This window comes from Williamsia phyllosphaerae (assembly GCF_014635305.1).
GTDB classification, from domain to species: Bacteria; Actinomycetota; Actinomycetes; order Mycobacteriales; family Mycobacteriaceae; genus Williamsia_A; species Williamsia_A phyllosphaerae.
Genome location: NZ_BMCS01000001.1, coordinates 378,353 through 391,916 on the forward strand (window position 1 = coordinate 378,353; position 13,564 = coordinate 391,916).

The 13,564-nt window shown below is 63.6% G+C and carries 11 protein-coding genes; 5 read left to right on the plus strand and 6 right to left on the minus strand.

What is annotated here, in order from left to right:
• Positions 1-46: 46 nt before the first annotated feature.
• The 3 genes from IEV93_RS01935 (at position 47) to IEV93_RS01945 (ending at position 2,728) form a co-directional block, all read left to right on the plus strand.
• Positions 47-1,330 carry an aminotransferase family protein gene (locus tag IEV93_RS01935; RefSeq protein WP_229704822.1) on the plus strand — a complete coding sequence of 428 codons (1,284 nt, stop codon included), beginning with the start codon at positions 47-49 and terminating at the stop codon, positions 1,328-1,330.
• Positions 1,305-2,039 carry a GntR family transcriptional regulator gene (locus IEV93_RS01940; RefSeq protein ID WP_188486419.1) on the plus strand — a complete coding sequence of 245 codons (735 nt, stop codon included), beginning with the start codon at positions 1,305-1,307 and terminating at the stop codon, positions 2,037-2,039. Before IEV93_RS01935 ends, IEV93_RS01940 begins: the two co-directional genes overlap by 26 nt.
• A 110-nt stretch (positions 2,040-2,149) precedes the next feature.
• Complete coding sequence (locus IEV93_RS01945) at positions 2,150-2,728, plus strand: aspartate/glutamate racemase family protein (RefSeq protein ID WP_229704823.1); 579 nt, start codon at positions 2,150-2,152, stop codon at positions 2,726-2,728.
• A gap of 102 nt (positions 2,729-2,830) precedes the next feature.
• Here IEV93_RS01945 and IEV93_RS01950 read toward each other — a convergent pair whose 3' ends face one another.
• Positions 2,831-3,985, minus strand: a complete 1,155-nt coding sequence (locus IEV93_RS01950; protein WP_229704824.1) for a UDP-N-acetylglucosamine--N-acetylmuramyl-(pentapeptide) pyrophosphoryl-undecaprenol N-acetylglucosamine transferase — start codon at positions 3,983-3,985, stop codon at positions 2,831-2,833.
• A 33-nt stretch (positions 3,986-4,018) separates the two neighbouring features.
• On the opposite strand from IEV93_RS01950, the gene IEV93_RS01955 reads away from it, so the two are divergent.
• A complete protein-coding gene (locus tag IEV93_RS01955) occupies positions 4,019-4,999 on the plus strand; it encodes a phosphotransferase (protein WP_188486426.1) in 981 nt (326 codons plus the stop codon).
• 110 nt (positions 5,000-5,109) lie between these two features.
• Here IEV93_RS01955 and IEV93_RS01960 read toward each other — a convergent pair whose 3' ends face one another.
• The 5 genes from IEV93_RS01960 to IEV93_RS01980 form a co-directional block, all read right to left on the minus strand.
• The gene (locus IEV93_RS01960) at positions 5,110-6,459 is read right to left on the minus strand and encodes an aspartate aminotransferase family protein (protein ID WP_229704825.1); all 1,350 of its coding nucleotides are present in this window, start codon (positions 6,457-6,459) and stop codon (positions 5,110-5,112) included.
• Between the two features lie 260 nt (positions 6,460-6,719).
• Entirely contained in the window at positions 6,720-8,063 is a 1,344-nt protein-coding gene (locus IEV93_RS01965; RefSeq protein ID WP_188486428.1) for an NAD-dependent succinate-semialdehyde dehydrogenase, read from the minus strand.
• Positions 8,064-8,128: 65 nt separating this feature from the next.
• Complete coding sequence (locus IEV93_RS01970; RefSeq protein ID WP_188486430.1) at positions 8,129-10,447, minus strand: N,N-dimethylformamidase beta subunit family domain-containing protein; 2,319 nt, start codon at positions 10,445-10,447, stop codon at positions 8,129-8,131.
• A 12-nt stretch (positions 10,448-10,459) separates the two neighbouring features.
• Entirely contained in the window at positions 10,460-10,825 is a 366-nt protein-coding gene (locus IEV93_RS01975) for a N,N-dimethylformamidase alpha subunit family protein (protein WP_188486432.1), read from the minus strand.
• A 1-nt stretch (position 10,826) separates the two neighbouring features.
• On the minus strand, positions 10,827-12,284 hold the full coding sequence (locus IEV93_RS01980; RefSeq protein WP_229704826.1) for an APC family permease: 1,458 nt from the start codon (positions 12,282-12,284) through the stop codon (positions 10,827-10,829).
• A 356-nt stretch (positions 12,285-12,640) separates the two neighbouring features.
• Between IEV93_RS01980 and IEV93_RS01985 the strand changes: the two genes are divergently transcribed.
• The gene (locus IEV93_RS01985; protein ID WP_188486434.1) at positions 12,641-13,534 is read left to right on the plus strand and encodes a LysR family transcriptional regulator; all 894 of its coding nucleotides are present in this window, start codon (positions 12,641-12,643) and stop codon (positions 13,532-13,534) included.
• Positions 13,535-13,564: the final 30 nt, after the last annotated feature.

Here is a 13,564-nt window from a genome sequence, read left to right on the forward strand (position 1 = left end):
AATTCAACTGAGAAATAAGCATGTTTGCTGTGATAGGAGAACAATCGTGACCGAGACCAGCTACTGGCATCCCTTCGCTCAGATGAGCGCGGTGAAGAACGACACCGTGACGATCGTGCGCGGCGAAGGTCGCACGGTGTGGGACGCAGAGGGCAACAGCTACCTCGATTCCCTTGCCGGCTTGTGGTACTGCAATGTCGGGTTGGGTCGCACCGAGATCGCGGACGTTGCCCGTCAGCAAGCAATCGATCTCGCGGCGTTCCAAACCTTCGACGTGTTCACCACTCCGAACACCGAGCTCTTCGCCTCGCGAATCGCTGACTACCTTCCCTTCCCCGACGGCAAGATCTTCTTCACCGCCGGCGGTGGCTCGGAGGCAGTCGACACGGCGGCCAAGCTGGCCCGCCTGTATTGGTCGGTCGTCGAACAACCCAGCAAGAAGATGATCATCAGCCGCACCCGGGCCTACCACGGCATGAACGCCTACGGGACCTCGCTCGCCGGCCTCCCCGCCAACCTCGCCGGTCTCGGACCAATGGTCGAGTCGGTGGCGCAGGTGCCGTGGAACGATGCCGAAGCCCTTCGGACCAAGATCACCGAACTGGGCGCCGACAACGTAGCGGCATTCTTCTGCGAGCCGATCGTTGGCGCAGGCGGAGTGCTTCACCCACCGCAGGGTTACCTCCCCGAGATCGAGAAGATCTGCCGCGAGAACAACGTGCTGCTCGTGATCGACGAGGTGGTCTCCGCGTTCGGCCGCGGTGGCGACTGGTTCTCCTCCGGCCGCTACGGAATTCAGCCCGACATGATCACCATGGCCAAGGGCTTGACGTCCGGTTACGCACCGCTCGGCGCGGTCGCGATCGCGCCGCGCGTATCAGACGTGTTCTGGAAGGACGGCTCGACCGCCGTGTTCCGGCACGGTTACACGTATTCCGGACACGCGATGGCCACCGCGGTCGGCAACGCCAACCTGGACATACTCGAAAAGGAAAGCCTCGTAGACCGAGTGGCCGAATACGAATCCGTGATGGCATCGCATCTGGCCCCGCTGGCCGATCACCCGTTGGTCGACGAGGTACGCGCCGGCGTGGGTTTGCTCGGAGCCGTCAACATCGATCCGAAGGTCAAGGAGGCGAATCCCGCCGTGCTGGCCAAAGTTGTTCGCGAAGCCCGCAAGCGCGGCGTGATCACCCGTAACCTCGGAGACGTTGCGTTGCAGGTGTCGCCCGCATTCACCATCACCGACGAGGAACTGGCGAAGCTGGCCGGCACCATCCACGAAAGCCTGGAGGTGGTTTCACATGAGTCCGACTTCGTTAGGCCCTGATGGGGTCCAAGCCGATTCCGACGGCTCGCGTACGCGGCCGCGCGGACTGGCGCGGCCCAAGACGCTCACCCATGCCGTTATCGATCACATTGCCGAGGCCGTAATCCGCGGGGAGTATCCGCCGGGTTCACAGCTGCCCGAGGTCACCCTCGCCGCGGAGCTCAATACCGCCCGGGGGACGGTGCGAGAAGCGTTGCGTGCCCTGCAGGATCGGGGTCTGGTGGAGATCCACCCACACCGCGGTGCCTTCGTCCAGAGCATCGGCGAGAAGCGGGTCCGCGAGGTGTTCAATCTCCGCGCACTGCTGGAATGCTATGCGCTGCGTACTGCGATGACACGGGGCCACGTCGACGAGGCTGCCCTGGGAACCATTCGGGCCGCCTTCGCCGAGCTCGAGGATGCCTACCGCCGCCGCGACCTGTTCGCGGTCGTCGATGCCGACATCGAACTGCATTACGTGATCGCCTCCACCTGTCGAGAAGACCTACTACTGGACCATCTCAAGTCCATTCAGATGGAGACTCGGCGGGTCATCATCCTGACGAAGGTGCTCGATTCGGATGCGAAGGCCGAGCCCGACTCCCACCGGCCGGTCATCGAAGCCATCGAGTCCGGCGATGTCGAACTCGCCGTGTCGCGTCTCGACGACCACATCTGCCAGTCCCGCGAACAGCTGTTGGTCCGACTCCAAGAAAGAGATCCGTCATGACCCGTCGCGTTGTACTACTTCACACCGTCAGCGGGCTCCTCCCCGTGTTCGGTGAGCTCGGCAAGAGATTCCCCGCCGATGTCAAGGTGTCCAACATCGTCGATGAGTCGTTGCTCGCCGACGCACTCGCCAACGGCGCCCTGACAGCGGCTATCTCGCGCCGCGTGGTCGACCACGTCGTATCCGCTGTCGACAGTGGCGCAGTGGCCGTGATGGCCACGTGCTCGTCCATCGGACCCGCCGTCGAACTGGCCGCACAGCTCGTGGATGTCCCCGTACTGCGAGTGGACGTGCCGATGGTCGATGCTGCGATCGAATCCGCGAAAACAGCCGCCGGCACGGAGCGCGCGCCCCGGATCGCGGTGCTGGCCACCGCCGAGTCCACTCTCGCGCCCACCGTGGAGTTGATTCACCGCCGAGCTCGGAACGCATCGATGGAACCGGAACTCGATGTCCGACTTCTCACAGATGCGTTTGCCGCCAATGCTTCTGGAGACACGGCGGGCCACGACGCAATCATTGCCGAGGCGCTACGTGATGTCGCCACGTCGGTCGATTCCATCGTGCTCGCCCAGGCATCCATGGCACGTGTCGCCGCCATGGTCTCCGGTGAAGGTCTGACCACACCGACCTTCTCGAGCCCCGATCTCGCCATGGGCAGACTGGCAGGCGTTCTAGAACACGCATGAGGCTCGCCCACCGGGGCCGCACGCCTGCTACCAAAGCGGTGTGGGCGCAACTCGGTGGCTTCGGTGGCGCTCCGGCGGCGACCCGTCGCTCGCCCGGGGTCTTCACACGTGTGCATCCCCTCCGAATTCCAGGATCATCCGCGCGACTGCCTGGCAGGGCGTGATGGCTTGATCCGGAACCGTCGTCGGGCGGCCGCGTTCTCGGCCCTTCCGTAGCTCAATCATGATGAGCGAGCACAGTGACTCGCCGACATCCTGGTCTCTCAACACGACGCCACCGTTACGCTCGACGAAATGTCGGGCATTGACGATCTGGTCTCCCCTGCTCACGCTGACTGGTAGAGGCACGAGAATCGCGTGTCTGCCAAGAGCTGCCAGTTCGGCCACCGTGTTGGCGCCGGCTCGGGCCACCACGATGTCGGCCAGCCGCAGGGCGTCTGTCATTCCGGCAGCGATGAAGTCGAACTGGTGATATCCACGCCGGCCGACGAGGTCTTGTTCGATGTTGCCGGGACCGAAGACGTGGACGACCGTGGCTTGTTCCAACAGCCGATCCAACCCGCGCCGAACCGCCGCGTTGATCCGACCCGAACCACCGCCCCCGCCGTAGACGAGGACGACGGGGCGGTCGGCGGCGATGTCATGCGCGTCCCGGAACCGCTCAGCGTCGCCGTCTGCCAGGTCCGGCCGGACGATCTCCCCTACGACGCGTGACCTCCTGCGAAACGAGCGGGGCATCTGCGTATCCGGATGGGAGAGCAGAACTCTGGCTGCAAGTCGGCCCGCGAACCTGTTGGCCAACCCCATCGAGTGGTCGGACTCATGAATCACGATCGGGATGCGAAGGAGCCAGGCAGCACACACCACAGGGACCGAGACGAAAGACCCCTTCGAGAAGACGACACGGGGAGAGTCGTGACGCAGTAGGACGACGGCTCGAACGATGCCGTGAATCACCACGAACGGCATCAACCCGCTCTTCATCGAGAAGTAACGACGTAAGCCTGCTGCCGGGACCGCACGGAACCCCATGTCCGCATCGCGGGCCAATCTTTCCTCGACACTGCCGGCTCGACCGTAGAAGATCAACGGCGAGCCGGACGCCTCCCGTACAGCGCGAGCGACGGCCAAAGCAGGCAGGACGTGCCCTGCGCTGCCTCCCCCGGTGAAGGCAATGGGGCGGCCGTCTCGGTACGAATGTTTCACAACCGCCCTGCTCGTCTCACACCTCCGATGGACAGGAATCGTCAACCACATACTGCTATTGTCTCTGACGACTAAACTACATGAGTGACTTCATCTTTCACCACATCGTTCGAGCGTTTGACCGCCGAACAGGTACGGATATTGATCAAGTCGGTGTACGGGATCGAGGCCGCCGAGAATCCGGTGCGGTTGCCGACCGAACGCGACGACACGTTTCGTGCCACCACGCGCCTCGGCGACAGCTATGTGGTCAAGATCGCCCACCCGGGTGACCATCCACGTGTCATCGATCTGCAGACTGCGGCACTGCTGCACGCCAGTCGACGGGATGCCCTTCTGCCGCTCGAGCGCGTCATCTCTTCAGCCGATGGGGAGCAACTGCCCCGTGTGCTGATGCACGACGGTCAGAGACGCATCGTGCGGGTCACGACTTTTCTGCCCGGCCGAGCGCTGCGATCCGTTCACCCTTTGCCCGACCAGCTGCGCCAGTGCGGCCGGGTCTTGGCCAGATTGTCCAAGTCCCTGAGCGATTTTCACCACGACGCAGCAGATCGCCACCTGATATACGACCTGCAGAACTTCCACGAACTCGACGCCATGCGACCACTGACTGCGATACCCGCCGTGGGTCGGGTATTCGAGTGGTACAAATCCACTTTCATGCCCGCGGCCGTCGAGCTGCCAACTCAGGTGGTGCACGGCGATTTCAGTCTGGACAACATTCTGGTCGACCCCGCATCGGATGCCTTCGTTCAGGGGATGCTGGATTGGGGCGATGTCATGCGCTCGTGGCGCGCCGCCGATCTGGCCAGCGGATTGGCTTCCCAGGTTGCCGTCGACGGCGACCCGTGGGATCGACCCCGTCACATGATCGATGGGTACCGCGAGGTGTGCGCCATGAGCGACGCCGAGTCCGAATTGATCCATGGTCTGGTGTCGATGCGCATAACCCAGCGACTTCTTCTGGCACTGCATCTCAGCGAAGCGATGCCCGACAACGCCGAGTATCTGTCGCGCAACATCGAATGGAGTGCCGCGCAGCTGTCCAACCTGGTCGGCGTCTGAGCAGGTTCGGTGAGCCGGCCGCATGTCCGAGTCCAAGGGGCCGCGAGCTGCGCCCGGGTGGCGACAACCGACACCCACACCGACACAGCCGTCTAGCTGGCCGAGGTGGTTCAGGACATGGCCATCGCAAGGACCTCGTCGAGCCGGCCCAGGAAGTATTGCGCATCCTCGTCCGAGAAGACCAGCGGTGGCCGAACTTTCAGGACGTTCTCGTAGCGCCCGGTGTTGCTCACCAATACACGTCGTTGACGCAGTCCGTTCACGACCGACGCCGCCAGTGTCGGTGCAGGCTCCTGAGTGTCCGGATCAACCAGATCTACGGCGACGAACAGTCCTGCTCCCCGCGCGCTCGTCACGCAGGCGTACCGGTACGTCAGTTCGGTGAGGCCTTCGAGCATTCGCCTTCCCACGTCGCGGACGTTCTCGAGGATTCCATCGGTCTCGAAGACGTCCAGGAGCGCGTTGGCCGCGCTGATGCAGACCGTATTGCCCGCAGCGGTGTTGAAGTACCGGATGTCGCGCCCGAATCTGAGGGCATGCCGACTCTGCGTCGCCACCGCTCCGAGAGGCAGACCGTTCGCCATCGGTTTGCCCATGGTCACCAGATCAGGTGTGACGCCATGTCGTTGGTATCCCCACATGGCATCGCCGGTTCGGCCGAAGCCTGCCTGCACCTCGTCGGCGATGAAGAACCCACCGGCGGCGTGGACCACGTCGACAACAGGCGCCAGGAAACCAGGAGGGCTCGTGATGAGTCCGTCGCTCGAGAACACTGTGTCGACGAGGAGGGCCGCTAGCCGCATCCCATGCCGCTCGAGGTGCGCGATGGCCTCCGACACGCGAGACGCCATCGCTGCTCCGACTGTTTCGGCATCATCAACGTTGGCGTAATCCGGCGCCTCTATGGTGACCGTCTTTGCCCCGAGGGGGACGTTCGGACCCAGGGTCGGCGACATCTCGGCGATGGACGCTGTGAGCCCGTGATAGGCGTGGGACGTCACGATGACGGCGTCGCCGCCCGTTTCATAGCGGGCCAATCGAATGGCCAGATCATTGGCCTCACTGCCCGAGCAGGTGTACAGCAGTTGGTCGATGGCCGGGTCATGAGTGGCGAGCAGTCGTTCGCTGTAGTCGATCAACGTGGTCGTGAGATATCGAGTATTACTGTTCAAGGTTGCGGCCTGTCGTGAAATTGCCTCCACAACATGCGGATTACAGTGACCGACGGCAGGGACGTTGTTGTATGCGTCGAGGTATTCGTTGCCCTGCGCATCGTACAAATGGACGCCTGTGGCGCGCTCCACGTCGACTGGTGTGCTGTAGAACAGACGGTTGCTCGGGGCGATGACGCTCTGTCGGCGTTCAACCAATGAACGCAGCGTGGGCTCCAGAGCTTCCACGTTCGCGGGATCGAAACCGTTGGGCATCGTGCCCTCGGTCGTGGTCTGCGCTGTGGTCACCGGAAAATCTCCCCTCATTGGTACCGGCCCGGTCCAACCTAGTCGGCAATACGTCTGTTGTACTGCAGTATTCGTCGGAATCGCCCTAGGTCAATCACATCCCGTCCTGCAGATGATCATCGGAGACATGACCGAGGTGACAGCGCAGGTGCCCAAGGCGCCGGCCGAAGGATCAGTGGACTTCCGTGTGGTGAACGAGACCGACGCTGTGGCCGGGCAGAGGCGCTCCCGGGTATCGGGAGCGCCTCTGCCCCGGGACCTCAGGGTTGCCGCAGGGTGCGTATCAGCTTCTTGTTGGCGAACTCATCGATCCCGTGACGCCCGAGTTCACGCCCGAAGCCCGAGCGCTTGACGCCACCGAAGGGCAACTCCGCACCCTCCCCACCGAACCCGTTGACGTAGACCATTCCCGCCTCGAGTTGCTCGGAAACGCGACTGACCTGCTCGGGATCGGTACTGAACAGGTAGGAGCCGAGTCCGAAGGCGGTGTCGTTGGCAATCCTGATCGCCTCCGCCTCGTCCCGGGCGCGGAAGACCATCGCCACCGGACCGAAGAACTCCTCATAGAACACGTCACCGCCGGGCTGGACACCGGTGAGCACGCCCGGAGGGAACCAAGCACCGTCACGCTCGCCGCTGGTCTCCAGCGTCGCTCCGGAGGCCACGGCACGGTCGACCTGATCGCTCAGTCGCTCTGCGGCCACGAGCGAGGACACCGGCGACGCCGGTCGCGCCAGCATCTTCGCGGTGTATCGCGCGACGAAGTCGTCGTAGAGCTCGTCGAGAACGATGACGCGCTTGCCGGCATTGCAGGACTGTCCGGTGTTCTCCATACGCGCCTCGATGGCCGCGTCCACTGCCTCGTCCATGTCGCTGACGCCGAGAACGATGAATGGATCCGACCCGCCGAGCTCGAGAACGACCTTCTTGAGGTTGCGTCCGGCGATCTCCGCGACGGCGGCCCCCGCTCGTTCCGAGCCGGTGACCGAGACTCCTTGCACGCGAGGGTCCGCAATAATGCGTTCGACCTGCTCATTGGTGGCAAAGATGTTGTTATAGGTTCCCGCTGGGAATCCCGCATCGTCGAACAGGCTCTGCAAGGCGAGGCCGGATTCCGGGCATTGTGGTGCCGGCTTGAGAAGGATCGTGTTTCCCAGAGCAAGGTTTGGTCCGACGAATCGCGCCACCTGGTAGTAGGGGAAGTTCCACGGCATGATGCCGAGAAGTATCCCCACAGGCCGCCTTTGGACGATAGCGGTGCCCGGCCCACTCGTGACGTCGATCGTCTCGTCGGCCAGGAATGCGGCGGCGTTGTCGGCGTAGTACCGATAGATCGACACGCACACCCCGATCTCACCGAGGGCGTCCTCGCGAGACTTCCCCATCTCCCTCCGAGCGATCTCGGCAAGGGCGTCCTGACGCTCCTCGTGAAGATCGGCGAGGCGCCGCAACAGGGTCACCCGCTCATCGATCGTCTGATGAGCCCATGTCCTGTACGCGTCGTACGCGGCGTCCAACGTCGAATCGATCTCGGCGTCGGTGTGGACGGGGTACGACCTCAGCTCCTCCCCGGAACCCGGGTCGGTGACGGTATAGCTACTCATTGCGTTCTCCTCAAATCTCTTTTGTCACGATGAATCTCGGCTCACGGGCGAGCTCCAGCACCCGCTCAGTCGATGATCTGATCCAGGGGTTCCTTGTTCACGAAGCGCTTGAGGACGTTGCCGGTGATTCTCGCGACGTTGTTGTCGTATCCGTTGTGCGACAGCGCAGCGGTCCAAGCAATCGATCCGACCGAGAAGAACCCCCCGCCGCCGTCGAGTGCCCCGAGAACGATGTCGGACCGGACGTAGGGGTGTTCACTGCCGCCCTGTCCGGGCAGGTTCTCGTACACCTCTTCGATGACCACCAGGAATGCGTCGGTCAACTGACCGGAGGTCGCGAGGACGAGTGTGCCCGGGGGAGAGCCGAGGGCCGGGTCGTAACAATCGATTTCGGCTCCCGCCGCCCCACCTCCCATGATGCCGAAGTCACCGATGATCTCGTCGTCCCCGATTCCCTCGAACACGAACGCGGCGTGCGGGTCACGGCTGTCTTCGAGCCGCTCGTAGTGGGTCGACCGGTCGAATCCCTGCGCGGCAAAGCCGACGCCGGTCAATCGCTGAGGCGCTTTGCCCTTGTGCCGCCACAGCCCCGCCATCTCTCCGGACGTGGCGTGCCGTCGTTCGCCGTAGTTCGACTGGTGAGGTCGGGTGCCCCCGGCGGATCGACGGAGTTCCATGACGTACGGCTGATCCGGCACGAATGACGCTGTCGCGAAGAAACCGTTGCCGCCCAGGTACATCAGCCGACCGCCACGTGCGGTGAACAGGTCGAGCGCATCTATCTCGCGGCGGGTGACGTATTCGGGGTGCGCACCGGAGATGACAACCCGGTAGTCGGCCAGCAGCTCGTAGCCGCCTGCGTCCAGGTCCTCGTCGGTGATGATGTCGAACTCGCAGTCGAGCGTGTCGAGCCAGTGCACGATGCACAGATCTGCGGGCAGGCCCCAGACGCCGTTCGCCCCGTACCAGGCCCGGTGCTTGGGCTGGAGTGTGATGATCGGCTTGCGGGCGCTCGAGAAGACGACACCGCTGCCGTCGTTGTGGATCTCGTAGCAGGACCGTCCGAATTCAGGATGGTTCTGGAGTTCGATGTCATTCTGGTTGAGGATCGGTGTGTGCGACACGATGACCTCGGCGCCGTCGGCTTCGAACGGGGTCCGATCATTGGCGTAGGCGAGATAGGTGGCGGTCGGAAGCAACAGTGCCACCTCGTTCTTCCGGCGACCGGGCCCCACGATGAACGGGATGTAGTGCGCTTTGTCGAGCGCCTCGAGGCGTGCCGCGTACACGCCGCTGGGGAGGTCGTCGGGGACGTCGAAGGTGAACGCGGCGGGCCAGTCGGCGTCGGCGATGTCGTCGTCGTGGAAGTGGATCGCGTCGAACTCATCGGGTGCATCGCGAAAGTCCTCCGAGAGACCCGCATAGGACGGACCGGTCACGGCCCGTATCGGCGCATTGAAGCACCGGCCACGCAGTTGGTTGTCCGAGAGATCGACAACATCCCACAGCAAGAGCCCGTCGTCGGAGGAGGAGCGACCGAAGTGCCAGCGTGCGAGAAGTTCACCGCCGCCGCCTAGCCGATCTCCGCCTCGGGTGACGGTGAGTCCGCCGATCTTGCCGTTGAACGGGGCGACGGCCAGCCAGCGGTCGCCGTCACGGCGGGCGAGCGCTGCTATCCGGAATGGATGAGCACTTGGGGCTGGGGTGTCGTGACCCAGTGACGCCGTCGCCTCATCGACGTCGATGGGCTCTGCTTGATCGGAGAATTGGTTCATGCAGTTGGCGATGGGTGTCTGCGTCAGCTGGACTTCGCCCGCGCCGCTTCCGAAGTGCAGATCGAGTCGGTACCAGTGGTTTGCCTGCAGGACGCTCGCGGTGGAGAGGGCTCGCGGCTGTCCGTCGTGCCCCCACAGCACGGTGGGCACCCCGTCGTCGAGCACCAGCGCGTAGCCGGTTGCAGTGTCTTCTTCCCAGGTGCCACATATTGTCTGACGTTTGTTGGTCAGGCTGATGGAGTTCTGCGTGACGTGATAGGCGCCGATGCTGTCGGCGCGTTCGGACAGAGGGAGCGTCGCGTAGACATAGACGCTGATCGTCACGTCGGTCGGGTCGGCCAGGATCGAGCTCGGGTCGTCGATTTCGACGAACGACCCTGGCTGGCAGATGTGGTGTTCGCCGGCGTAGCTGCCCGCGAAACCTGCGCCGGGCACGTCGTACTCGACGAATCCGGGACCGGCGGATCCGGTGAACCCGTGACTCAGCCGGACCAGCGATGCGTCGTATCGGGTCGGCTCGTCACTACTGACGTGAAAGGTGAGCGTCTCACCGGGGCGGGCAGAGAGGCGATCGGTGTAGCCGAAGATCGCGGTGGAATCGTGCTTCATGAGAGGACCTACCTATTCAGCGGTATCGACGAAGAGGGCTAGGCGACGGCGCAATACCGTGCGCGCGGCCGCTGTGTAGTCGTCGAAGACGTCGTCCTCGACGATCATGTTTCCTGGTGCACCGATGACGATCTTCCCGATCGTCCACGCGCCATCGCCCGGGGCGAAGAGGACTTCCTTGCCGGCGATGGGCAGACTGCGCAGATATCGGAGGACCCGCGCCGTGCGATCGGTGTGCGGCCCGAACGGGTTGGCATCCAGTTCGGCGGCGACGACCTCATCGTATTCGGAGGTGACCCGCTCAAGGGTCCGCCGGGCGTGGATGTGCGCCAGCTCTTCGGTGCGGTTGGATACTTTGCGGGGGGTACCGGTGGTCATCTCAGCGCGCCTTCTGGGTGGTGACGGTGGGTGAGGGGTGAAGCCCGTCGGCCGCTGCAGTCGGCGCGGCCTCGGGGGCGTCGATCTCCGATTGCACCAAGGACCGGCCCGTCTTGCGGAAGTACAGGGCGATCAGGACTCCGATGGCCAACCAGATCAGCCCGGAGACCTTGGCGTTGAAGCTGCCGCTCCACAGCGCGTAGATCAGTACGCCTGCGCCGAGAACGGGAGAGATGTAGTGGGCGAACAGCTTTCGGCTCCTCATCTTGTACCCGAAGTGCACCAGAACACTGAAGTGAAGCATGATGTACGCGGTCAGAGCGCCGAAGGTGACCAGGCTGGTGAGCAGTGCCAGGTTCTCGACCCCGAGGACTCCGACGACGAGTGACACCGCCATGATGAAGATCATCGCGTTTGCCGGGACCTGGGTCTTCGGGTGCACCTTCGACAGGAATGCCGGGAGCTGACGGTCGCGGGCCATGCTGAACACCAGTCGCGACGAGATGCCGTTGGAGGCAAGGATGTTGGCGAACAGCGCGATGAGCGCTGTCGTCAGGGTGAGGACGATCTGGAACCAGTTCGCCATGACCTCGCCAGTGATGTTGTAGAAGGCGTTGTTGGTGTCATCGCCGTCCGCGAACACCGTGCCGTTCGGTACGAAGATCGCTGCGAGGTAGACCTGGAGCACGAACAGGGCGGTACAGATCCACAGGATGATCATGGTGGCCCGTGCGACGGTCTTGCCGCCCCCCTTGGCTTCCTCGTTGAGCGTCGAGATGCCGTCGAAACCGACGAAGCTCAGTGCCGCGAGCGGAATGGCACCGAAGACGACCGACCAGCTGAACGACTCGGAGCTGAAGATCGGATCGAAGGAGAAGTGGCCCTTGCCCTGCGCCACGGCCACCAGCGCCCACACGCAGAACACCGCAAGGACGACGAGCTGGATGACGAGGAAGATCTTGTTCATCCGCGCGGTGAACGTGATGCCGCGCAGGTTGATGCCGGCGGTGATGATGACGAAGCCGACGACCCAAATCCAGGCCGGCACGCTCGGCACGAGCGAAACCATGGCCGAGGCCGCGAGGCAGGACAGCAGTGCCGGCATCAGGAGATAGTCCAGCAGGATCGCCCAGCCGGACAGGAATCCGACGAACTGGTTGATGCCGTACCGGACGTAGGAGTAGACCGAGCCGGCGATCGGGAAGGTCTGCGCCATCTCCCGGTAGCTGATCGCACTGAACACCATGGCGGTCGCGGCCACGATATACACCAGGCCGACCGCGCCGGCAGAGAAGTTATACACCAAGCCGAACACGGCGATCGGAGCGATCGGCACCATGTAGATCAGGCCGAAGATGATCACGTCGGCCAGACTCATCGCCCGCTTCAACTCGGGGTCGTAGCCCAGCCGTTCGAGTTCGGCGTTGGCGTAATTGCCCCTGTCTGGACGTTCATTCATGATTTTTACCTTCCGTGAGTGACGGGACTCCGCGCTAGATGCAGTTCGGAAACCGGCCGGGCAAGTGAAGCCACAAGCACCTGTCCCGCGGTCGACGGCAGTGACGACAGACACAGAACCTTGGTGAACCCAAGGTAGCCAGCACGTGGACCACCAACAATCGGTACTTTTACCGATCGTCCGGATTGCTGCTGGATGAGCGAGCCACAGAAGTCGACGGTCTCCGGTACCCAGGGCCCCACACCACGGCGTTGGCACGCACTGACCCACGGCCGCCGTAACCACGGCGCCGTCGACACTGCGTCCAGTGTTGAACAGGACACGTCCTCCACCCTCCGCGCCATTAGTATCTGGGGGTGCTCGATCTTCACCGTCTGATGCTCCTTCGTGAAGTACAGCTGCGGGGCAGCATGACGGCGGCGGCTCGCGAGCTGTCGTACAGCCACTCGGCAATATCCCAACAGCTCGCGCAGTTGGAGCATGAGACCGGTGTCGTGCTGCTCGAGCGGGTGGGCCGTGGTGTTCAACTGACTGCCGCCGGTGAGGAATTGGTCCGCAATACCCATGCGATCATGGCTGCGGTGGAGCGGGCGGAATCCGATCTGGCGACCTCGCACCGACACCCCCGCGGCATACTGCGGGTGGCTGCATTCGCCACCATCAGCCGCACAGTGCTGCCGACGGCATTGGTCGAGTTGGCGCGAACCCACCCCGGCATCGAAATCCGGCTCCGACTCGCCGCCCCGGAATCAGCGGCGGTGCTGCTCACTTCACGGCAGGTCGACGCGGTACTCACCGATGCATATCCGGGTATCGCGCAATTCTCATCGGGCGGTGTGCACGTCACCACTCTCGGCACCGACCCGGTGCGGGGGTACTTGCCGGATTCGTCCCTCGACGGGGATATCGAGAAGGTTCGCAACGTCCGGTGGACGATGGAACCGTCGTCGGCGGCCTCGACGCAGTGGGCCGTGCGCGTCTGTCGCGAACGCGGTTTCGAACCGCTGATCGCTCACGAGTCGACGGACCTGCTGTTTCACGTCCGCATGGTCGAGCGCGGCCTCGCTGGTGCATTCCTGCCCGATCTGGCCGTCCGGGAATTCAGCAGCGGCCTGGTCCCCAGCGAGTGGCTTCCGACCGACCAGCATCGCAGCATCCACCTTCTCGTGCGCGAGGGTTCCGACGGCCACCCCGCCACCGTTGCTCTGCGGGTAGCCGTGATGAACGCACTGCGGGAATTCGGACTCTGACTGCTACGTCCTTGCCGCCCACCAGGATAT

What these genes read in the sequence shown, in the direction of transcription:
- IEV93_RS01940 (WP_188486419.1), top strand. Translation starts at nt 1,305, where the DNA reads ATGAGTCCGACTTCGTTAGGCCCTGATGGGGTCCAAGCCGATTCCGAC.
- IEV93_RS01975 (WP_188486432.1), bottom strand. Translation starts at nt 10,825, where the DNA reads ATGACCACCGGTACCCCCCGCAAAGTATCCAACCGCACCGAAGAGCTG.
- IEV93_RS01965 (WP_188486428.1), bottom strand. Translation starts at nt 8,063, where the DNA reads ATGAGTAGCTATACCGTCACCGACCCGGGTTCCGGGGAGGAGCTGAGG.
- IEV93_RS01980 (WP_229704826.1), bottom strand. Translation starts at nt 12,284, where the DNA reads ATGAATGAACGTCCAGACAGGGGCAATTACGCCAACGCCGAACTCGAA.
- IEV93_RS01970 (WP_188486430.1), bottom strand. Translation starts at nt 10,447, where the DNA reads ATGAAGCACGATTCCACCGCGATCTTCGGCTACACCGATCGCCTCTCT.
- IEV93_RS01950 (WP_229704824.1), bottom strand. Translation starts at nt 3,985, where the DNA reads ATGTGGTTGACGATTCCTGTCCATCGGAGGTGTGAGACGAGCAGGGCG.